The sequence below is a fragment of the Mesorhizobium sp. L-2-11 genome, assembly GCF_016756595.1.
GTDB lineage: Bacteria > Pseudomonadota > Alphaproteobacteria > Rhizobiales > Rhizobiaceae > Mesorhizobium.
Genome location: NZ_AP023257.1, coordinates 3,098,208 through 3,118,204, shown reverse-complemented (window position 1 = coordinate 3,118,204; position 19,997 = coordinate 3,098,208). Strand labels below are relative to the sequence as shown.

The window sequence follows — 19,997 nt, the reverse complement described above, 5'->3', positions numbered from 1 at the left end:
TGAATGGTCAAGCTCGTGTCCCATCCTGGTCCAGCGACCGGACAAACGAGACCAGCCTCTTGCCGAGTCTTGTGTAGCGTGGCTCCAGCTTTGCTGCCTGCTCCTGGGACAACAGCCCGATCCGTACGCAAAGCATGGTATGTGTTTCCAGTTCCTTCAACGAACCTTGTGCGATGCGAAGAAACTGAATGAACGGCCGTCGTTGCGCGCGGCCAAATCCTTCCGCGATATTCGCCGGAATCGAGACGGCGCAACGGCGCATCTGAGCCGTCATTCCATACAATTCCTCTCGCGCAAACCCGCGCGTCAGAACATAGACTTCCTCGGCGATATCCATCGCCTCTTTCCAGACGATGAGATCGCGATAGTCTCGTATAGCTTCCGGCGTCTCGTCCATTCACCATTCACTATTCACCATTCACTGTTTCGCCTTCTCATCCCCCGGAAGCACGTAATCCGTCCCCTCCCAAGGGCTGAGAAAATCGAAATTGCGGAATTCCTGCTTCAGCTCGACCGGCTCGTAGATGACCCGCTTGGCCTCGTCGTCGTAGCGCACTTCGACGAAACCGGTCAGCGGGAAATCCTTGCGCAGCGGATGACCTTCGAAGCCGTAGTCGGTCAGGATCCGCCTGAGATCGGGATGGCCAGAGAACAGCACGCCATAAAGATCGTAGGTCTCGCGTTCGAACCAGTCGGCGCCGGGATAAACGCCGGTGATCGACGGCACCACCGTCTCCTCGTCCGCCTGCACCTTGATGCGGATACGAATATTCTGCTTCGGCGACAGCAGGTGATAGACGACGTCGAAGCGCTTGGCCCGCGATGGATAATCGGCGCCGCAGACGTCGATGATCGAGATGAACTGGCATTTTGGATCGTCGCGCAGGAAGCTCACCACCTCGATCAGATCGTGCGGCTCGACCGAGATGGTGAGTTCGCCATAGGCAAACACCGCATCGCCGATCCGGCCGCTCAGCTTCTCGCCGAGATAGGTCGAGAGTTCATTCAGGCTCATCATCCCGCTCACCGTTCGATCGTGCCGGTGCGGCGGATCTTCTTTTGCAGCAGAAGGATGCCGTAGAGCAGCGCTTCCGCACTGGGCGGACAGCCGGGCACATAGATGTCGACCGGCACGACGCGATCGCAGCCGCGCACCACCGAATAGGAATAGTGGTAGTAGCCGCCGCCATTGGCGCAGGAGCCCATCGAGATGACGTAGCGCGGCTCCGGCATCTGGTCGTAGACCTTGCGCAGCGCCGGCGCCATCTTGTTGGTCAGCGTGCCGGCGACGATCATGATGTCGGACTGGCGCGGCGACGCGCGCGGCGCAACGCCGAACCGCTCCGAGTCATAGCGCGGCATCGAGGTGTGGATCATCTCGACCGCGCAGCAGGCAAGACCGAAAGTCATGAACATCAGCGAGCCGCTGCGCGCCCAGGTGATCAGCGCCTCGGTCGAGGTGACGAGAAAGCCCTTGTCGGCAAGCTCGTTGTTGATCTCGAGGAAGAACGGATCATTCGCCCCCACCGGCTTTCCGGTGCTTGGGTCGAGAATGCCTTTTGGCTTCGGCGCGACGAGCGTGCCGGAATTGTCACTCAATCCCATTCCAGCGCTCCTTTCTTCCATTCATAAGCAAAGCCGATGGTCAGCACCGCCAGAAACACCATCATCGACCAGAACCCAAGCATGCCGATCTGGCCGAAAGACACCGCCCACGGAAACAGGAAGGCCACCTCCAGATCGAAGATGATGAACAGGATCGACACCAGGTAGAAGCGGATGTCGAACTTCATGCGGGCATCGTCAAACGAGTTGAAGCCGCATTCATAGGCGGAAAGCTTTTCCGGATCGGGATTGCGGTAGGCCACCAGAAAGGGTGCGGCTAGCAGCGCCAGGCCGACGACCAGCGCCACGCCGATAAACAGGACGATGGGCAGGTACGAACTCAACAATGCGTTCATGCTGCGGCTTTCCGTTGGCGGCCAATCCACTCTGATTACAGCACCGGACCCACTTGCGGAAGCGTGACAGTTTAACCACTGAACCGTTTTAGGGGGCTCTATGCTGCAACGCGGCGAGGGTTAGCGCAGGGCTTTCGGCGAAGCAAGTCAAACCTTGTTCAAAACTCGGGGTGCTCGACGGCATATCCGGATAAACTGGTCCGATCCGCTCCTGTTTGATTTCCTTCACTTTTTACTCCACTTTACTCTCCTGACATGGATGCCGCCAAAACCCTGCTAGCATGGCGGAATCATCGCTCCCACCTTTGGTCGAACGCCGACAGAGTGCCGTCTGCATGAAGGAAAAAATCTCGCTCGCCATGGCCCGGCGCATCGCGCTTGCCGCACAGGGGTTTGCCGATCCTCGCCCCGGCAGAACGCCTGATCGCCGCCATTTGGCGCGTGTGCTTGCCCGGACCGGCCTGCTGCAGATCGATTCCGTCAGCGCGGTGGTGCGCGCCCATTATATGCCGCTCTATTCGCGGCTTGGCCCCTACCCGCTCGCCCTGCTCGACAACGCCGCGGTGACGCGCAAGCGCAAAGTCTTCGAATATTGGGCGCACGAAGCCTCCTTTCTGCCGGTCGAAACCTATCCGCTGATGCGCTGGCGCATGGAACGGGCCGAGCGCGGTGAGGAAATGTACAATGGGCTGGCCAAGTGGGGCCGCGAGCGCGCCGCCTATATCGAAGACATTTATCGCGAGGTCGTCGAACGCGGCCCGATCGCCGCTTCGGCCCTGAGAGACCAGAAAGGAGGCCAAAAAGGCTCCGGCGGCTGGTGGGGCTGGAGCGACGCCAAGCACGCTTTCGAATGGCTGTTCTGGGCCGGCCGCATCACCACGGCGTCGCGTCGCGGCTTCGAGCGGCTTTATGATCTGCCGCAGCGCGTGCTGCCGCCGGCGATACTCAGCCTGCCGGTGCCCTCGCCCGAGGATGCGCACCGCGAATTGCTGCGCATTTCCGCCCGCGCCCATGGCGTCGCGACAGCAGGCGACCTGCGCGACTATTTCCGGCTCTCCCCCGCCGACATCAAGGGCCGCATCGAGGAACTGGTCGAGGCCGGCGACCTTTTGCCGGTTCGCGTCGAAGGCTGGAGCAAGCCAGCCTATCTCCACAAGGACGCCCGTTTTCCGCGCAAAATCAAGGCGCGTGCGCTGCTCGCTCCGTTCGATCCCGTCGTCTTCGAGCGGGCGCGCACGGAAAGACTGTTCGACTTCCGCTATCGCATCGAGATCTACACCCCCGCCGAAAAGCGCCAGTACGGCTATTATGTGCTGCCGTTCCTGCTCGGCGAAGGGATCGTGGCGCGCATCGACCTTAGGGCTGACCGCCCGGCCGGCGTGCTGCGCGTCCATGCCGCCTATGCCGAGCCCGGCGCCCCGCCGCAAACCGCCGCCGAACTTTTCGAGGAATTGCAGCTGATGCAGGGTTGGCTCGGCCTCGAACGCATCGAGGTGACACCTGCGGGGGACCTGGGTTCGGCGCTGGCGGATGTCGCGGTTTCGTAAGGGTTTGCCGATGTCGGCGCTGCCCCTCACCTGCCTGCCGGCATCCTCTCCCCGTATAGTGACGAGGAGAGGGACGCTGTCATCGATGGTTTCGCCAATCACCAGCGTTGCAGGAAGGGGCGCCGCTGTTGCGGCCAGCTTTTTCTCCCCGTCACTATACGGGGAGAAATGCCCGGCAGGGCAATGAGGGGCAGCGCCGACATCGAAAATTGCCCTGAAGCGTTTCCCTCGCCAGCGTCGTAGACGTGCGTTGACACGACTGCCCGCACAAGCCTAAATCCGGTTCAGACGGTCTCCTCTCGGCAAAGGGAGGAGCCAAGAGGGAATGCGGTGCGAAATCCCGATTTCAAATCCGCGGCTGTCCCCGCAACTGTAAGCGACGAGCCTAGGCCGAAAACCACTGGGAAAATCCCGGGAAGGCGGCACCAAGGCGATGACCCGCGAGCCAGGAGACCTGCCGTCTAGGACAAAAGAATCCGATCGCCTGGCGGGTTTTCCGGGCAAGGAGCCTGATTTGGAACGCGACAGCAGTTTTCCGGCTGAGACAGCGGGCGTATTGTCCGGCGATGGTGATGCTCTATCGGACGTCACCGTGATCGTCTGCGCCTCCTGCCGTGACGAGACCGGCTCCGACAGCCATCCCCGCGCCGGCGAATTGTTGGCCGAAGACACGCGCCGCGCCGCCTCGGGCGAAAACATCCGTATCCGCAGCGTCGAATGCCTCGGCAACTGCAAGCGCCGCCTCAGCGCCGCTATCCTGCGAGACGGTTGCTGGAGCTATGTCTTTGGCGACCTGACCGCGACCAGCGGCGCCGATCTGGTCGTCGGTGCAAGGCTCTTCGCCACCTCGACCGACGGCCTCATTCCATGGCGCGGCCGCCCCGATTGCCTGAAGCGCGGCCTCGTTGCCCGCATCCCTCCCCTCGACCTTTTGAAGGACCAGATATGATCGCTTCCATCTCGCGCGTGCCCTGCACCGTCGTCACCGGCTTCCTCGGCGCCGGCAAGACGACGCTGATCCGCCATCTGCTCGAAAACGCCGGTGGCAAACGGCTGGCCATCATCGTCAACGAGTTCGGCGACATCGGCATCGACGGCGAGATCCTGAAAGGCTGCGGCATCGACACTTGTCCGGAGGAAAACATCGTCGAACTGGCCAATGGCTGCATCTGCTGCACCGTCGCCGACGATTTCGTCCCGGCGCTCGACCAGATCCTGTCGCTGACGCCGAGGGTCGACCATATCCTGATCGAAACCTCCGGCCTGGCTCTGCCCAAGCCACTGGTCCAGGCCTTCCAATGGCCGACGGTGAAGAGCCGGGTGACGGTCGACGGCGTCATTGCCGTGGTCGACGGACCGGCGCTGGCCGAAGGCCGCGTTGCCAACGACATGGACGCCCTGCAGGCGCAGCGCGCGCAGGACGAAACGCTCGACCACGACGATCCGGTCGAGGAGGTGTTCGAGGACCAGCTCGCCTGCGCCGACCTGATCATAGTGTCGAAGCGCGACCTGATGGACGCCGCCGGCACGGCCCGCGCCAATGCCATCATCGGCGAACATGTTGCCCGCGCGGTAAAGATCGTGCCGGCCTCGCAGGGCAAGGTCGATCCCTCCGTGTTGCTTGGCCTTGGCCTTGCCGTCGAGAACGATATCGAGAACCGCAAGACCCATCACGACGACGAGCTCGACCACGAGCACGACGATTTCGACTCGTTCGTCATCGACATTCCGTCGATCGTCAATCCCGATGAGCTGGCTTTGCGCGTCGCCACGGCGGCGGCGGAAGAAAACGTGCTGCGCGTCAAGGGTTTCGTCGAAGTCGGCGGCAAACCGATGCGGCTGTTGCTGCAGGCCGTCGGCCCGCGCGTCAACCACTATTACGACCGCGCCTGGACCGCTGAAGACGATCGCCGTTCGCGCCTCGTCGTCATCGGCCTGAAAGGGCTGAACCGCCCGGCGATCGAGCGTATCCTCGCCGGCTGAGCACAGGCACGAGCCGCGATGCACATCCTCACCACCACATCCGCCTCGCTCGACGATCTCGCCGAGCCTGTCGACCTCAGGCAGACGCCTGCGGATGTCGTGGCGCTGTCCTTCACTGACAGCGACTTGGCCGGACTGGCGGCAGCGTGGCAGGCAGACGCGGACCGTCTGCCGTCGATGCGGCTGGCGGCGTTGCGCGACCTGCGCCACCCGATGTCCGTCGACCTGTGGATCGACAGTGTCGCCCGGCACGCCAGGGTTGTTCTGGTTCGCATCCTCGGCGGTTACGACTGGTGGCGCTACGGCTGCGACCAGCTCGCCTCGACCGCCCGCGCGCACGGCATAAAACTGGCGCTGCTGCCCGGCGAGAGTCACGACGAGGATTTGCGACTGATCGAAGGCTCGACGCTGCCGCGCCAGGAGCTCGACGCCCTGCTCGGCTATTTCCGCGAGGGCGGCCCGGAGAATATGACGGCGCTGGTGTGGAGGCTGGCGCGGCTGGCGGGCCGGGATGCGGCGGACGTTGAGCCGGTCAGCGTGCCGAAGGCGGGTTATTATCAACCGGGACGCGGTGTCGTGGAAAAGCCGGACCTTTCGAATATCGGCGCTCCGTCACACCCCCCTCTGTCCTACCGGACATCTCCCCCGCAAGGGGGGAGATCTGCCGTCACCAACGCCGGCGCATCTCCTATTTCGTCGGAGCTATCTTCAGTATCTGCGATTGGCGAAAACATCGATGGCAGCACAATCTCCCCCCTTGCGGGGGAGATGTCCGGCAGGACAGAGGGGGGTGGGACGGAGCTCGACGCCGACAATACCTGCGTAGGCGCGCCTGTCGTGCCCATTCTGTTCTATCGCTCGATGCTGCTCGCCGCCGATGTCGCGCCGATCGACACGCTGTTTGAAGCGCTGAGCGCGCGGGGCATCATCCCCGTCCCCATTTTCGTCTCCAGCCTCAAGGACCCGGCCTCCCTGGCCTTTGTCGAGACCGCGCTTGCCGCGCTGAGGCCGGCCGCCATCATCACCGCGACGGCGTTCGCCTCGGGTGCTGAGCCCGGCGTCGAAACCCTGTTCGACCGTGCCGGCGTTCCTGTCCTCCAGGTCATCGTCGCGACGACACGCCGCGATATCTGGCAAGACAATCAGCGCGGCCTGGCGCCTGCCGACCTCGCCATGCATGTCGTGCTCCCCGAACTCGACGGCCGCATCCTTGCCGGCGCCATTTCCTTCAAGGGAGAGAGCGAGGTCGATCCCGCATTGGCTTTCCGCGCCTTCGCCAACCGACCGGAGCCGGACCGCGTCGCGCAGGTGGCGAACCGTGTCGAGGCGTTCGTGCGCCTGCAGCGCACGCCGCGCGAAAAACGCAAGCTCGCCATCCTGATCCCAAACTATCCAAGCGCCCCCGGCCGCACCGGCTACGCCGTCGGCCTCGACGTCCCGTCCAGCGTGCTGGCGATGCTGCATGACCTGAGCGAACAGGGCTATGCCGTTGAAGGGATTCCGCAAACGCCGCGTGAATTGCTGGAGATGCTGGAGTGTGGTGGCGAAGGGTTGAGGTTGGAGGACTATCTGACCTTCTCAAAGGAATTGCCGCCGGCTGCTATCGCTGCCGTTGAGATGGCATGGGGCAAGGCGGAAGATGAAACAGGTTCGCGCGAGGCACCCCCCTCTGTCCTGCCGGACATCTCCCCCTCAAGGGGGGAGATTGCGCCCTCATCTCCGCTTTCGCCAATCTCCAAAGCCGCAGAACGCGAGCCGTCGGCGGAGCTGCCAATCTCCCCCCTTGAGGGGGAGATGTCCGGCAGGACAGAGGGGGGTGTTCAAGCGCCTACCCTGGCAAATTTCCCCTTCCGCGCCGCCACCTTCGGCAACATCACCGTAGCTCTCGCCCCCGACCGCGGCCGCTCCACGAACCGCCGCGCCGACTATCACGACCCGACCTTGCCGCCGCGCCATGCGCTGATCGCCTTTGGCTTGTGGCTGCGCAAGACGGTCGGCGTCGATGCCCTCGTCCATGTCGGCGCCCACGGCACGCTGGAATGGCTGCCCGGCAAGACCGTGGCGCTGAGCGAAAGCTGCTTTCCCGAGATCGTCACCGGGCCCCTGCCCGTCATCTATCCCTTCATTGTCTCCAACCCGGGAGAGGCCGCGCAGGCCAAGCGGCGCATTGCCGCCGTCACCCTCGGCCATTTGCCGCCGCCGCTGACCGCTGCCGGGCTCGACGAGAACCAGCAGCAGCTTGAACGGCTGGTCGACGAATATGCCCAAGCCGACGGGCTCGACCGCCGCCGCCGCGACCGCCTGGCCAGGCTGATCGTCGAAACCGCTGAAAAGACCGGTCTCGCCTCCGAGGCTGGCGTCGCCGGAACCGACGCGCCCGACGAAGCGCTGCGCCGCATCGACGCCTGGCTCTGCGACCTCAAGGATTTTGCCGTCAAGGAGGGGCTGCATATCTATGGCCGCTCAGCCGAGGGCGAAACCGATCCGCTGCGCGAGCAAAGTGCGGCGGCCGAGAAGTCAGCATTCTTCGCAGCCCTCGACGGCCGCCATGTCGCTGCCGGGCCGGCCGGCGCACCGGCGCGGGGCCGGCGCGATGTGCTGCCGACCGGCCGCAACCTGTTCACATCAGATCCGCGCACCATGCCGACGCCGACATCCTTCGATCTCGGCAGGGCGGCGTCCGACGAGGTCCTTCGCAGCTACATGCAATCGCATGGCGACTGGCCGCGCTCGCTGGTCATCGATCTCTGGGGCTCCGCCTCGCTGCGCACCGGCGGCGAGGAGATCGCGCAAGGCCTGGCGCTGATGGGCTGCCGGCCGCAATGGGATGGCGCCACCGGCCGCGTCACCGGCATCGAGGTGCTGCCGCCGGCCACCCTTGGCCGCCCGCGCGTCGACGTCACCTGGCGCATTTCAGGCCTGTTCCGCGACATGTTCCCGACCCAGATCGCGCTGATCGATGCGGCCGCCAACGCCGTCGCCGGCCGCGACGAGGACGCGTCGGATAACCCGCTGGCGGCAAAAACCCGTGCCGATGGCAAGGTCAGCCCGCGCATTTTCGGCACCTCGCCCGGCACCTACGGCGCCGGCGTCGAGCCTTTTTTGTCGAGCGGTGACTGGGCCGCGCGCGAAGAAATCGGTCGCGCCTATCTCGACGCCACCTCGCATGCCTATGGCGGCGTCGAGGGCGAAGGGATTTCAGCGCCCGGCGCGTTCGAGGATCGTGTCGCCGATGCCGACCTCCTCGTCCATACCGGAGACGACCCCGGCCGCGACATTTTGGAAGGCTCTGCCGATGTCGCCTTCATCGGCGGTTTTTCGGCGGCGCTTGCTGCCCTCGGCAAGAACGCCGACGTCATCGTCCTCGACACCACGGATCCGCAAAAGCCGAAGCCGCGCTCGGTTGGAGAAGCCGTATCTCGGGTCGTTCGCGCCCGCGCCATCAACCCGCGCTTCATTGCCGGCCAGATGCGGCACGGGCCGCGTGGCGCTTCGGAATTCGCCGAGACCGTCGACCGTCTGGTCGGTTTCGCCGAAACCACCCATGCCATAGCGGGCACGCTGATCGAGGCCGTGCACGACGCCTATCTCGGCGATCCCGAGGTGCGCGCCTTCATCCTGCGCGAAAATCCGGCGGCCGCGAAAATCATCGCCGAGCGTTTTTTGTCGGCGCGGCGGCGCGGTCTCTGGCACCCGCTGCGCAATTCCGTCGACGACGACCTCGCCGCACTGATCGCCGAAGCCCAGGGGGTGGCGGCATGAACGCCTTCTCACGTCGCGGCGCCTGCCCCGCTTTGTCCGCGCCGATGCAGACCGGCGACGGGCTTCTGGTGCGGCTCAATCCGGTCGCTGGAGGACTCTCGCCGAAGTCACTGATCGGACTCGGTGAATCCGCCTTGCGGCACGGCAACGGCATCATCGAAGTGACCGCACGCGGCAGCCTGCAGATCCGCGGCCTGACGCCGACCAGCGCCCGGCTGCTGGCGATGGAGGTCGACGCGCTCGGCATCGCGGTGCGCACCGGCATGCCGGTCGAGACCGGACCGCTGGCGGGGCTGGATCCGCAAGAAGTCGCCGACCCGCGCCCGCTGGCGGAACGGATTCGGGCGGCGATCGAGGAAGCTGGGCTGGCACAGCGCCTTGGCCCTAAGGTTTCGGTAGTTGTCGATGGTGGCGGACGGCTGACCATGGATGCGGTGACGGCTGATATCAGGCTGGCGGCGGTGCGGATTGATGCGGGAACGCAGTGGCGGGTGTCTGTCGCTGGTGATGCTCGGACTGCGAAGCCGCTCGTCATGGTCGAGGAAGATGCCGCCTGTGATATCGCCGTCGCGGTGCTCAGGATGGTTGCCGAAAAGGGTCGCGAAGCCCGCGCAAGGGATTTGACGGCGAGACAACTCATATCCCTCGCAAGTTGGCGCTCCACGGCGCCCCCCTCTGTCCTGCCGGACGGGGGCGCCGTGGAGCGCCTTCCTGTGCCGGCCCGCTTCCCCATTGGCACTTTCGAGCTAACAGATGGCTTCGCCCTCGGCATCGGCCTGCCCTTCGGCAGCATGCCGGCGCAAAAACTCATCGGCCTCACGCAACACGCCCTCACCATCGGTGCGGCCGAAATCCGCCTGGCGCCGGGCCGCGCGCTGCTTTTCATCGGCCTCTCTCAGACCGCCTGCCACTCGCTCCAGCAGGCCGCAGCCATCCTCGGCTTGGTTACCGACGCTGCCGACCCGCGCACGAAAATCGCCGCTTGCCCCGGTGCGCCGGCCTGCGCCTCCGGCCGGATCGCCGCGCGCGACATCGCCGAAACCATCGCAGCGGAAAACCGCGACATCCTCGATGCCTCCTTCACGCTGCACATCTCCGGCTGTGCCAAGGGCTGCGCGCATCCCGGCCCGGCGGCGCTGACCCTGGTCGGCGGCGATAACGGAGCCGGACTTGTCGTGGACGGGACGGCAAAGGCCCTTCCTGCCGGATACAGGCCGGGGTATGACGCCGCGCGCGGCATCGACAGCATTGCAGCAGCGATCCGAAAAACACGACTTCGAGGCGAGACCACCGCCGCCTGCCTGACAAGGCTTGGCGCGGCCGGTGTCACTGCCCCCTACCGACAGGAATGAACATGCCCGCCCCCTACGACTACATCCATGACGGCACGGCGATCTATGAGCGCTCCTTTGCCATCATTCGCGCCGAGGCCGACCTGTCGCGCTTTTCCAATGCCGAAGCCGATGTCGCCATCCGCATGATCCATGCCTGCGGCCAGGTCGAGGCCGCCAAGCACTTCGTCTTCTCCAGCCATTTCGTCGCCGCCGCCCGCGCGGCACTGGCTGCCGGCGCGCCGATCTTCTGCGACGCTCAGATGGTCTCGCACGGCGTCACCCGCGCCCGGTTGCCGGCCGGCAACGAGGTGATCTGCACGCTGGGCGACCCGCAAACCTCCGACATAGCGAAAAGGATCGGCAACACCCGTTCGGCCGCAGCCATCGACCTGTGGGGCGAGCGCATGGCCGGTTCGGTCGTCGCCATCGGCAATGCGCCGACCGCGCTTTTCTACCTGCTGGAAAAACTGCGCGACGGTGCGCCGAAACCGGCTGTCATCATCGGCATGCCGGTCGGCTTCGTCGGTGCTGCCGAATCGAAGGACGCGCTGGCCGAGAATTCCTACGGCATTCCCTACGCGATCGTGCGCGGCAGGCTGGGCGGCAGCGCCATGACCGCCGCCGCCCTCAACGCATTGGCGAGGCCGGGCCTGTGAACGCGATCGTAAAAGGCCGGCTTGTTGGCGTCGGCACCGGTCCCGGCGACCCCGAGCTGCTGACGCTCAAGGCGGTGCGCGCGCTGGCCGAGGCCGACGTGGTGGCGCATTTCGCCAAGCGCGGCAACAACAGCAATGCGCGCACCATCGTCGGCGGGCATTTTCGTCCTGATTGGATAGAGTTGCCGCTGCTCTATCCCGTGACCACCGAAATCGACAAGGATCACAGCGATTATCGGTCGCAGATAGCGGATTTCTACGAAGAGTCCGCCGAAAAAATCGCCGCGCATCTCAGCGCCGGCAGGATGGTCGCAGTGCTCTCGGAAGGCGACCCGCTGTTCTACGGCTCCTACATGCACCTGCATGTCAGGCTGGCGCACCGCTTTCCAACAGAGGTCATTCCCGGCGTCACCGCCATGTCCGGCTGCTGGTCGGCGACCGGAACGCCGATCGTCCAGGGCGACGACGTGCTGACCGTGCTGCCGGGCACGATGAGCGAATTCGAGCTGACCCGCCGCCTCGCCGACACCGATGCCGCCGTCATCATGAAGGTTGGCCGCAACCTGCCCAAGATCAGGCGCGCTCTGCAGGCGACCGACAAGCTGGCGCGTGCCGTCTATGTCGAGCGCGGCACCATGCCGGGCAGCGTTTCGATGCGGCTGGCCGACAAGCAGGACGACAACGCGCCCTACTTCGCCATCGTGCTGGTCGCCGGCTGGTCAGGCCGGCCCGCCGCCTTGGGAGCCGAGGCATGAGCGGCCGCCTGACCGTCATCGGCCTTGGGCCCGGCAATGCCGACCAGGTGACGCCGGAAGCGAGCCGCGCCGTCGCCGAGGCAAGCTTCTTCTACGGCTACAAACCGTATCTCGACCGGCTCGACCTGCGCCCCGACCAGACCCGCATCGCCTCCGACAATCGCGAGGAGCTGTCCCGCGCCAAGGACGCGCTGGTAAAGGCTGCGCAGGGCCACGATGTCGCCGTCGTCTCGGGCGGCGATCCCGGCGTCTTTGCCATGGCGGCCGCCGTCTGCGAAGCGATCGAGGCCGGCCCGGCCGAATGGCGTGCCGTCGACGTCGCGATGCTGCCCGGCATCACCGCCATGCTCGCAGTCGCTGCCCGCATCGGCGCGCCGCTCGGCCATGATTTCTGCGCCATCTCGCTGTCCGACAATCTGAAACCCTGGGACCTGATCGAATTGCGGCTGCTGGCGGCGGCCGGCGCCGGCTTCGTCATCGCGCTCTACAATCCGATCAGCAAGGCGCGCCCCTGGCAGCTTGGCCGCGCCTTCGAATGTCTGACGGCGATCCTGCCCGGCACCACGCCGGTCGTCTTCGGCCGTGCCGCCGGCCGCCCCGACGAGCGCATCGAGGTTTTTCTGCTGGCCGACGCCGATGCGGAAAAGGCCGACATGGCGACCTGCATCATCATCGGCTCGCCGGAAACCAGGATCGTCAAGCGCGGCGAAAAACCGGCGCTGGTCTACACGCCGCGTTCTGCGGCAGGCCCAGGAACATGACCGACCAGAAGATGATCGACCATCGCGGCAAGGGCTTCGACGGTTTCAGCCGACGCAACGTCCGGCAGCGCCGGCCTGCGGATCATGACCACCTCGATGCCGAGCGCCCGCGCTGCGGCGATCTTGCCGTAGGTCGCCTCGCCGCCGCTGTTCTTGGAAACGACGACCTCGATGCGGTGTTCCAGAAGCAGTGCACGTTCGTCGGCTTCCCGGAACGGCCCGCGCGCCAGGAGATAGGTCGCATCGGGCACAGCGAGCCTTGGCTCGACCAGATCGACGCTGCGGATGAGATAATGATGCTGGGGCGCCGCCTCGAAGGCGGCAACCTCCTGCCGGCCAAGCGCCAGGAAAACGCGACGCGACACAGGGCCCAGCGCCGTCACCGCGCTGGCAACGCTGTCGACCAGCGTCCAGCGGTCGCCTTCGGCCGGCTCCCAGCCTGGGCGCCTGAGCGCGACGATCGGCACGCCGGCCTCATGCGCCGCTGCCGCGGCATTGGCGGAGATTTGCGCGGCATAGGGATGCGTGGCGTCGACCAGCAGCTCGATGCGGGTCTCGCGGAGAAAATCCGCCAACCCCTCGGCGCCACCGAATCCGCCCACCCTCGTCGGTACACCTTGCGCGCCAGGATTTTCGGTGCGGCCGGCCAGCGACAACGTGACCTCAAGATCAGCGCGCGCAACAAGCTTGCCCGCCAGTTGCCGGGCTTCGGTGGTTCCGCCGAGGATCAGAATTCGCTTCATGGGCACCACGTCCGGCCACGCCGAGCTGCCCCTCACCCAGTTCCCTTCTCCCCGCCACTATACGGGGAGAAGGTGCCGGCAGGCGGATGAGGGGCGGCGCGGCATGTCAAACAATAAACAGCCAACACCCAAATGGCTCACAATCGTCGGCATCGGCGAGGACGGTGTAGCGGGTCTCGGCGAAGAGGCCAAGCGGCTGATCGCCCAGGCCGAATTCGTCTTCGGCGGCTCGCGCCATCTTGCGCTCGTCGCGTCGCTCGCCAAGGGCGAAGCCCGTGCCTGGCCGACCCCTTTCGATGCCGAGATGCGCGACGTGCTGGCGCTTTCCGGCAGACGTGTCTGCGTGCTGGCTTCAGGCGATCCGTTCTTCCATGGGGTCGGCGTCACCCTTGCTCGCAAAGTTCCTCCCCAGGAGATGCAGGTGATTCCCGCCGCTTCTGCCTTCTCGCTGGCCGCCGCCCGCCTCGGCTGGGCGCTGCAGGATATCGAGACCATTTCGCTGCACGGCCGCCCGCTCGACCTGATCCGGCCGTTGCTGCATCCAGGCAGCCGCATCCTTGCGCTGACCTCGGACGGCGATGCGCCAGCGGCGATTGCGCGCCTGTTGACCGAACTCGGCTTTGGCGTCTCACAGCTGACGGCCCTTGAGGCGCTGGGCGGCCCGAACGAAATGCTGCGCTCGGCCCGCGCGGACGCCGTCGAGCTCGAAAAGATCAACCCACTCAATGTGCTGGCGGTCGAAGTTGACTCAACGTCGGAAGCACGCATCCTGCCGCTGACATCGGGCCTTGCCGATCATTTGCTCGAGCATGACGGCCAGATCACCAAGCGCGAGGTGCGCGCCATCACCCTGTCTGCCCTCGCCCCCAGGCGCGGCGAATTGCTGTGGGACGTCGGCGCCGGCTCGGGTTCGATAGGCATCGAATGGATGCTGGCCCATCCCACGATGCGCGCCATTGCCGTCGAGGCCGATCCGACCCGCGCCGCCCGCATCCACCGCAACGCTTCACATTGCGGCGTGCCCGGTCTTGTCGTGGTCGAAGGCTCGGCACCGAAGGCGCTTGCCAGGCTGGGCACACCCGATGCGATCTTCATCGGCGGCGGCGGCAGCGACACCGGCGTGCTGGGCGCGGCGATCAAGGCCCTGCGTGTTGGCGGCCGGCTGGTCGCCAACGCGGTGACGCTGGAGATGGAGGCGCTGCTTCTCGCCCGTCACGCGACGCTCGGCGGCGATCTCACCCGCATCGCACTATCCCGCGCTGCGCCGGTCGGCTCGATGCAGGCCTGGCGGCCGGCCATGCCGGTCACCCAATGGAGCTGGGTCAAGCCATGATGGTCGCAGGCATCGGCAGTCGCAAGGGCGTCAGCGCAAGGGACGTGCTTGCCGCCATAGAAACCGCTCTGGAAGCGCATGGGCTGGCGATGACGGCGCTTTCGGCGCTTGCCACCGCTTCTCTGAAGCAGGACGAGCCGGCAATCTTCTCTGCGGGCCGCGAACTCGCTCTTCCAGTGATCGTTGTCGAGGACGCTGCGCTCGAGGCCGCGTCGCCGCACACGATCAGCCACTCCGATCTGTCGCAGGCGCATGCCGGCACGCCATCGGTTTCCGAAGCCTCGGCGCTTGCCGCTGCCGGAAAAGGCGCAAAACTGCTCGGGCCGCGCACCGTGCTTGGCCCGGTCACCTGCGCCATCGCCATCAGCGGAGATGCCGCATGACCGTCCACTTCATCGGCGCCGGACCGGGCGCGGCCGACCTCATCACCTTGCGCGGCAGCCGGCTGCTGGCAAGCTGCCCGGTCTGCCTCTATGCCGGCTCGATCGTCGCCCCGGAACTGTTGCAGCACTGCGCGCCCGGGACGAAGCTGATCGACACCGCGCCGATGTCGCTCGACGAGATCGAAGCGGAATATGTGGCGGCCCACCGGGCCGGCCACGATGTCTCCCGCCTGCATTCCGGCGACCTGTCGGTGTGGAGCGCCGTCGCCGAGCAGATCCGCCGGCTGGAGAAGCACGGCATCGCCTATACGCTGACGCCGGGTGTGCCCTCCTTTGCGGCTGCCGCGGCAGCGCTGCGCCGCGAGCTGACCATTCCCGAAGTCGGGCAAAGCCTGGTGCTGACCCGCATCTCCGGCCGCGCCTCCAAAATGCCGCCTGGCGAGACGCTGGCCGGCTTCGGCCGCACCGGCGCGACGCTGGCCATCCATCTTGCCATCCACGCCATCGACCGCATCGTCGCCGAGCTGACGCCATTCTATGGCGCCGATTGCCAGGTGGCGGTCGTATTCCGTGCCTCCTGGCCGGACGAGCGCGTGCTGACCGGCACGCTGGCGACCATCGAGGCGCAGCTGGCCGCCGCCCCGATGGAGCGCACGGCCATCATCTTCGTCGGCCGCTCGCTGGCGGCGGAAGGCTTTGGCGAGAGCTCACTTTACGACGCCCACTACCAGCGGCGTTTTCGCGGACGGGACGGACTGTGAACGACGGCAGCGGAAACAGAGGTGGAAACACTATCGAACAGGCTTTGGCCCGGCTGAACTTCAAGCCGCGCCGGCTTGAGCCGGGCCATGTCTGGCTGGCCGGCGCCGGCCCCGGCGATCCCGGCTGCCTGACGCTGGAAGTGCTGGCCGCACTTGGGCAGTGCGATGCCCTCGTCTACGATGCGCTGGTCTCTCCCGATGTCGTCGCAGTAGCGTCGGGCGCCGAGCTTTTTTACGCCGGCAAGCGCGGCGGCCAGCCGTCGATGAAACAGGACGACATCACCGCTTTGCTGGTGCGGCTGGCGCGCGAGGGCCGCCGCGTCGTCAGGCTGAAAGGCGGCGACCCTTATATTTTCGGCCGCGGCGGCGAAGAGGCGCTGGCGCTGGCGCGCGAAACCATTCCGTTCCGCGTCCTGTCCGGCCTGACTTCGGGCCTCAGCGCGCTTGCCGGAGCCGGCATCCCGGCCACCATGCGCGGCATCAACAAGGCGGTGATCCTGGCGACCGGCCACGCCGCCGGCACCGACGATGACCTCGACTGGACGGCAATCGCCCGCACCGGCCAGCCGATCGTCGTCTATATGGGCATGGCCAATCTGCCGCTGATATCAGCCTCGCTGCTTGGCGGCGGCCTACCGCCTTCCACGCCTGCTGCGGTGATCGTCGCCGCGACGACGCCGCAGGAGCGCATCGTCGTCGCCACCCTCGCCACCATCGCCGAGGCGGCGGCCGCCGCCGGGTTGACCGCGCCGGCGCTGATTGTCGTCGGCGGCATCGTCGCGATGCGCGCGGCATTGGCGGGCGAGCCATGACCCGCGCGATCATCATCGGCGCGCCGCGCTCTGGCTCGGGCAAGACCAGCGTCACCATCGGTATCCTGCGCGCGCTCGCCCGGCGAGGCCTAAAAGTGCGCGGCGCCAAGTCCGGCCCCGACTATATCGACCCAGGCTTCCACACCGCCGCGACCGGCCTTTCCGGCGTCAATCTCGACAGCTGGGCGATGCCGCCTGCTTTGCTCAACGCGCTGGCCGGCGACGCTACTGAAGATGCCGATTTCATCTTCCTGGAAAGCGCCATGGGCCTGTTTGACGGAATTCCGGCGGCTCCTGGCCGCACCGGCTCGGCCGCCGATCTTGCCCGGCTCTACGGCCTGCCGGTGCTGCTGGTGCTCGACGTTTCCGGGCAGTCGACCACGGCAGCGGCCGTCGCCAAGGGTTTTGCCAGCTATGATCCTGATGTGCGCATGGCCGGCGTCGTGCTCAACCGGCTGGGCAGCGAACGCCATCGCCGTCTCTGCGGCGACGCCATCGAGGCGATCGGCCTGCCGGTGGTCGGCGCGATCCTGCGCGATCCCTCGCTCAACCTGCCGGAGCGGCATCTCGGCCTCGTCCAGGCCGGCGAATATGAGAATTTGATGGCGCATCTCGACCGGCTGGCCGACATGGTCGAGCGCTCGCTCGACCTCGACGCCATCATGGCGCTGGCGGCGCCATTCGCGCCCACTCCCGGCAGTTTCGACGGCGCGCTGCCACCGCCCGGACAACGCATCGCATTGGCGCAGGATGCCGCTTTCACCTTCATCTATCCGCATGTCGCGGCACATTGGCGCAAGGCAGGGGCTGAAATCGTCGCCTTCTCGCCGCTTGCCGACGAAGCGCCCAACAAAAGTTGCGATGTCTGCTGGCTGCCCGGCGGCTATCCCGAGCTTCACGCCGGCCGCCTTGCGGCGGCTGCGAATTTCAGGGCCGGCATCGCCGCATTTTCGGCGACGCGGCCGGTGCATGGCGAGTGCGGCGGCTTCATGGTGCTTGGCAAAGCGCTGGAGGACGCATCGGGCGAGACGCACGCGATGCTCGGCCTGCTCGGCCATTCGACCAGCTTTGCCAAGCGAAAGATGAACCTCGGCTATCGCGAGGCGCGGCTGCGCGCCGATTGTCCCCTCGGAGTCCAAGGCGCGCTGATCCGCGGCCACGAATTCCACTACGCGCAGATGCTTGCCACCGGCAGTGACGAACCGTTGGCCGACCTCGCTGACGGCCAAGGCAATCCGCTCGGCGCCTCCGGCTACCGCCGCGGCCATGTCAGCGGCACGTTCTTCCATGCCATTGCGAAAGGCTAGAGCATGATCGCGAACCGGAAGTCCGCGCCAGCCAAAAGTGGGAACCGGCTTTCGGAATAGATCATGCGCAAACTCCAGAACATGACCCTCTCGACTCGACAAATCCTCGACGACATCGCGCTCTGCTTCGTCTTCTTCACCCGGCTGCCGCTGCCGGTCGTCGATTTTCGCGACCGCAGCCTTGCCGCCGCGATCTGGGCGGCACCGGTCGCCGGCCTTGCCGTCGCTTTGATTGGCGCCTTGGTTTACGCGGTCGGGACCTGGCTCGGCCTTGCCGCCGGCCCGGCAGCGGCACTTGCGCTTGCCGCAACTTTGCTCGCCACCGGCTGCATGCATGAGGACGGGCTTTCGGATGTCGCCGACGGCTTTGGCGGCGGCAGGACACGCGAGAAAAAACTGGAGATCATGCGCGACAGCCGCATCGGCGCCTATGGCGCTTGTGCGCTCGCTCTGTCGCTGTTGATCCGCTGGAGCGTGCTTTCGCAATTCGGCGGCCCGGCCCAGATATTCTGGGCTCTGATTGCCGCGCATGCCGCCTCGCGCGGCCTGTTCGGCGCTTTCATGCATCTTTTGCCGCCGGCTCGCAGCGACGGTCTCTCGGTTGACGCAGGCCCCGTGTCGGCCGAAACCGCCATTGCCGGCGCCGTGCTCGCCGCCGTCGCGCTGCTGGCGCTAGGGTTCGGTGGCGCTTTCGCCGCGCTTGCCCTGCTCGGCCTTTTATTTGCCGCCTTCCGCGAGCTGTGCCGCAATCAGATCGACGGCCAGACCGGCGACACGATCGGCGCGCTGCAGCAGTTTGGCGAAATCGCAATCCTGCTTGTCGCTTCCGTTTGGCTTTCCTGACTCTGTTTCGGAGATTTTTCCCCCATGTCTTTCAAATCGCTCGATGAATTGCGCGCCGCCTGCCTCGATCTGCCTGCCGGCAGCGACGCCGCGGCAAATGCTGTCGCCCGCCGCCAGGACACGCTGACCAAGCCGCAAGGCAGCCTTGGCCGGCTGGAATCCATAGCGGCCTGGCTGGCCCGCTGGCAGGGCCGCGACATACCGCAGCTCGATCGCGTCAAAGTCCTGGTCTTTGCCGGCAATCACGGCGTCACCGCGCAGGGCGTGTCGGCGTTCCCGTCGGAGGTCACCGTGCAGATGGTGGCGAATTTCGCCGGTGGCGGCGCCGCCATCAACCAGCTCGCCCGCATCGCCGGCGCCGAACTCGACGTCATTCCGCTCGACCTCGACCGTCCGACTAGCGATTTCACGCAAGTGCCGGCGATGGACGACGAGGCGTTCCTCGCCGCCGTTGCGGCCGGCTACGGCGCGGTGACGAAAGACCTCGACCTCGTCTGTTTCGGCGAAATGGGCATCGGCAACACCACGCCGGCGGCAGCCATTTCGGCCGCTTTGTTCGGCGGCGGCGCGGAAAAATGGACCGGTCGCGGCACCGGCGTCGACGATGCCGGCCTGGTGCGCAAGATCACCGCCATCGAGGCCGGCCTCAAGCGCCACGCCGAAGCCCTTGCCGACCCGCTGATGGTCGCAGCCGCCCTTGGCGGGCGCGAACTCGCCGCCATCCTTGGCGCGACGCTGGCGGCGCGCCGTTTAGCCGTGCCGGTGCTACTCGACGGCTTCGTCTGCACCGCCGCCGCCGCGCCGCTGGCAAGATTGCACCCCGCCGGCCTCGCCCACACGCTTGCAGCCCATGTCTCGGCCGAATCCGGTCATCGCCGGCTGCTCGAGGCGCTCGGCCTGCCGCCGCTGCTCGATCTCGGCATGCGGCTCGGCGAAGGCTCCGGCGCCTGCCTCGCCGTCAACATCGTCCGCTCGGCGCTCGAATGCCATGCCCGCATGGCAAGCTTTGCCGAGGCCGGCGTTTCAGAGAAGTAAATCTCCTCAACCTGGAACCTT

20 protein-coding genes and 1 riboswitch are annotated in these 19,997 nt (G+C 66.1%); of the genes, 15 read left to right on the top strand and 5 right to left on the bottom strand.

Annotated features, from left to right (window positions below; genetic code table 11):
- Positions 1-7: 7 nt before the first annotated feature.
- Genes JG739_RS14950 through JG739_RS14935 form a run of 4 tightly spaced genes read right to left on the bottom strand, consistent with a single transcriptional unit; the run spans position 8 to position 1,961 of the window.
- A complete protein-coding gene (locus tag JG739_RS14950; protein ID WP_202367115.1) occupies positions 8-397 on the bottom strand; it encodes a four helix bundle protein in 390 nt (129 codons plus the stop codon).
- A gap of 21 nt (positions 398-418) precedes the next feature.
- Positions 419-1,018: an NADH-quinone oxidoreductase subunit C gene (locus JG739_RS14945; RefSeq protein ID WP_370464252.1), complete on the bottom strand. Its 600-nt coding sequence runs from the start codon at positions 1,016-1,018 to the stop codon at positions 419-421.
- A gap of 5 nt (positions 1,019-1,023) precedes the next feature.
- Positions 1,024-1,605: a NuoB/complex I 20 kDa subunit family protein gene (locus tag JG739_RS14940; RefSeq protein WP_027156092.1), complete on the bottom strand. Its 582-nt coding sequence runs from the start codon at positions 1,603-1,605 to the stop codon at positions 1,024-1,026.
- A complete protein-coding gene (locus tag JG739_RS14935; protein ID WP_128166995.1) occupies positions 1,596-1,961 on the bottom strand; it encodes an NADH-quinone oxidoreductase subunit A in 366 nt (121 codons plus the stop codon). The genes JG739_RS14940 and JG739_RS14935 overlap by 10 nt, the downstream gene beginning before the upstream one ends.
- Before the next feature lie 335 nt (positions 1,962-2,296).
- Here JG739_RS14935 and JG739_RS14930 point away from each other — a divergent pair, with 335 nt between their 5' ends.
- The 8 genes from JG739_RS14930 to JG739_RS14895 all read left to right on the top strand — a co-directional run bounded on the left by JG739_RS14930 (position 2,297) and on the right by JG739_RS14895 (position 12,759).
- The gene (locus tag JG739_RS14930) at positions 2,297-3,508 is read left to right on the top strand and encodes a winged helix-turn-helix domain-containing protein (protein ID WP_202367114.1); all 1,212 of its coding nucleotides are present in this window, start codon (positions 2,297-2,299) and stop codon (positions 3,506-3,508) included.
- A 272-nt stretch (positions 3,509-3,780) separates the two neighbouring features.
- Positions 3,781-3,984, top strand: a riboswitch (cobalamin riboswitch).
- A gap of 38 nt (positions 3,985-4,022) precedes the next feature.
- Positions 4,023-4,457 carry a DUF1636 family protein gene (locus tag JG739_RS14925; protein WP_202367113.1) on the top strand — a complete coding sequence of 145 codons (435 nt, stop codon included), beginning with the start codon at positions 4,023-4,025 and terminating at the stop codon, positions 4,455-4,457.
- Positions 4,454-5,491 carry a cobalamin biosynthesis protein CobW gene (gene cobW, locus JG739_RS14920; RefSeq protein WP_202367112.1) on the top strand — a complete coding sequence of 346 codons (1,038 nt, stop codon included), beginning with the start codon at positions 4,454-4,456 and terminating at the stop codon, positions 5,489-5,491. Before JG739_RS14925 ends, cobW begins: the two co-directional genes overlap by 4 nt.
- 18 nt (positions 5,492-5,509) lie before the next feature.
- Entirely contained in the window at positions 5,510-9,253 is a 3,744-nt protein-coding gene (locus tag JG739_RS14915) for a cobaltochelatase subunit CobN (protein WP_202367111.1), read from the top strand.
- Positions 9,250-10,605, top strand: a complete 1,356-nt coding sequence (gene cobG / locus JG739_RS14910; protein ID WP_202367110.1) for a precorrin-3B synthase — start codon at positions 9,250-9,252, stop codon at positions 10,603-10,605. Before JG739_RS14915 ends, cobG begins: the two co-directional genes overlap by 4 nt.
- Complete coding sequence (locus tag JG739_RS14905) at positions 10,602-11,243, top strand: precorrin-8X methylmutase (RefSeq protein WP_370463424.1); 642 nt, start codon at positions 10,602-10,604, stop codon at positions 11,241-11,243. The genes cobG and JG739_RS14905 overlap by 4 nt, the downstream gene beginning before the upstream one ends.
- On the top strand, positions 11,240-11,998 hold the full coding sequence (locus JG739_RS14900; RefSeq protein WP_202367108.1) for a precorrin-2 C(20)-methyltransferase: 759 nt from the start codon (positions 11,240-11,242) through the stop codon (positions 11,996-11,998). Before JG739_RS14905 ends, JG739_RS14900 begins: the two co-directional genes overlap by 4 nt.
- Positions 11,995-12,759 carry a precorrin-3B C(17)-methyltransferase gene (locus tag JG739_RS14895; protein WP_202367107.1) on the top strand — a complete coding sequence of 255 codons (765 nt, stop codon included), beginning with the start codon at positions 11,995-11,997 and terminating at the stop codon, positions 12,757-12,759. The genes JG739_RS14900 and JG739_RS14895 overlap by 4 nt, the downstream gene beginning before the upstream one ends.
- Here the strand turns inward: JG739_RS14895 and JG739_RS14890 are convergent.
- Entirely contained in the window at positions 12,723-13,502 is a 780-nt protein-coding gene (locus tag JG739_RS14890; protein ID WP_202367106.1) for a cobalt-precorrin-6A reductase, read from the bottom strand. The two genes, JG739_RS14895 and JG739_RS14890, sit on opposite strands and share 37 nt — an antisense overlap.
- Positions 13,503-13,605: 103 nt before the next feature.
- Between JG739_RS14890 and cbiE the strand changes: the two genes are divergently transcribed.
- From cbiE to cobT, 7 genes are all read left to right on the top strand, one after another.
- Positions 13,606-14,835, top strand: coding sequence for a precorrin-6y C5,15-methyltransferase (decarboxylating) subunit CbiE (cbiE, locus tag JG739_RS14885; RefSeq protein ID WP_202367105.1), 1,230 nt, complete (start codon positions 13,606-13,608; stop codon positions 14,833-14,835).
- Entirely contained in the window at positions 14,832-15,218 is a 387-nt protein-coding gene (locus JG739_RS14880) for a cobalamin biosynthesis protein (protein WP_202367104.1), read from the top strand. Before cbiE ends, JG739_RS14880 begins: the two co-directional genes overlap by 4 nt.
- Positions 15,215-15,979 (top strand): precorrin-4 C(11)-methyltransferase, encoded by a 765-nt coding sequence (cobM, locus tag JG739_RS14875; protein WP_202367103.1) that lies wholly within the window; start codon positions 15,215-15,217, stop codon positions 15,977-15,979. The genes JG739_RS14880 and cobM overlap by 4 nt, the downstream gene beginning before the upstream one ends.
- The gene (gene cobA, locus JG739_RS14870) at positions 15,976-16,791 is read left to right on the top strand and encodes a uroporphyrinogen-III C-methyltransferase (protein ID WP_202367102.1); all 816 of its coding nucleotides are present in this window, start codon (positions 15,976-15,978) and stop codon (positions 16,789-16,791) included. The genes cobM and cobA overlap by 4 nt, the downstream gene beginning before the upstream one ends.
- Positions 16,788-18,098 (top strand): cobyrinate a,c-diamide synthase, encoded by a 1,311-nt coding sequence (locus tag JG739_RS14865; RefSeq protein ID WP_202367101.1) that lies wholly within the window; start codon positions 16,788-16,790, stop codon positions 18,096-18,098. The genes cobA and JG739_RS14865 overlap by 4 nt, the downstream gene beginning before the upstream one ends.
- A gap of 63 nt (positions 18,099-18,161) precedes the next feature.
- Complete coding sequence (cobS, locus tag JG739_RS14860; protein WP_202367100.1) at positions 18,162-18,941, top strand: adenosylcobinamide-GDP ribazoletransferase; 780 nt, start codon at positions 18,162-18,164, stop codon at positions 18,939-18,941.
- A gap of 24 nt (positions 18,942-18,965) precedes the next feature.
- On the top strand, positions 18,966-19,976 hold the full coding sequence (cobT, locus tag JG739_RS14855) for a nicotinate-nucleotide--dimethylbenzimidazole phosphoribosyltransferase (protein WP_202367099.1): 1,011 nt from the start codon (positions 18,966-18,968) through the stop codon (positions 19,974-19,976).
- The last annotated feature ends 21 nt before the right edge of the window (positions 19,977-19,997 follow it).

Coding starts and splice junctions, on each gene's coding strand:
- cobG (WP_202367110.1), top strand. CDS start 9,250: ATGAACGCCTTCTCACGTCGCGGCGCCTGCCCCGCTTTGTCCGCGCCG.
- JG739_RS14890 (WP_202367106.1), bottom strand. CDS start 13,502: ATGAAGCGAATTCTGATCCTCGGCGGAACCACCGAAGCCCGGCAACTG.
- cobM (WP_202367103.1), top strand. CDS start 15,215: ATGACCGTCCACTTCATCGGCGCCGGACCGGGCGCGGCCGACCTCATC.
- JG739_RS14915 (WP_202367111.1), top strand. CDS start 5,510: ATGCACATCCTCACCACCACATCCGCCTCGCTCGACGATCTCGCCGAG.
- JG739_RS14865 (WP_202367101.1), top strand. CDS start 16,788: ATGACCCGCGCGATCATCATCGGCGCGCCGCGCTCTGGCTCGGGCAAG.
- cbiE (WP_202367105.1), top strand. CDS start 13,606: ATGTCAAACAATAAACAGCCAACACCCAAATGGCTCACAATCGTCGGC.
- cobS (WP_202367100.1), top strand. CDS start 18,162: ATGCGCAAACTCCAGAACATGACCCTCTCGACTCGACAAATCCTCGAC.
- cobW (WP_202367112.1), top strand. CDS start 4,454: ATGATCGCTTCCATCTCGCGCGTGCCCTGCACCGTCGTCACCGGCTTC.
- JG739_RS14930 (WP_202367114.1), top strand. CDS start 2,297: ATGAAGGAAAAAATCTCGCTCGCCATGGCCCGGCGCATCGCGCTTGCC.
- JG739_RS14880 (WP_202367104.1), top strand. CDS start 14,832: ATGATGGTCGCAGGCATCGGCAGTCGCAAGGGCGTCAGCGCAAGGGAC.
- JG739_RS14945 (WP_370464252.1), bottom strand. CDS start 1,018: ATGATGAGCCTGAATGAACTCTCGACCTATCTCGGCGAGAAGCTGAGC.
- JG739_RS14950 (WP_202367115.1), bottom strand. CDS start 397: ATGGACGAGACGCCGGAAGCTATACGAGACTATCGCGATCTCATCGTC.
- JG739_RS14905 (WP_370463424.1), top strand. CDS start 10,602: ATGAACATGCCCGCCCCCTACGACTACATCCATGACGGCACGGCGATC.
- JG739_RS14940 (WP_027156092.1), bottom strand. CDS start 1,605: ATGGGATTGAGTGACAATTCCGGCACGCTCGTCGCGCCGAAGCCAAAA.
- JG739_RS14895 (WP_202367107.1), top strand. CDS start 11,995: ATGAGCGGCCGCCTGACCGTCATCGGCCTTGGGCCCGGCAATGCCGAC.
- cobT (WP_202367099.1), top strand. CDS start 18,966: ATGTCTTTCAAATCGCTCGATGAATTGCGCGCCGCCTGCCTCGATCTG.
- JG739_RS14935 (WP_128166995.1), bottom strand. CDS start 1,961: ATGAACGCATTGTTGAGTTCGTACCTGCCCATCGTCCTGTTTATCGGC.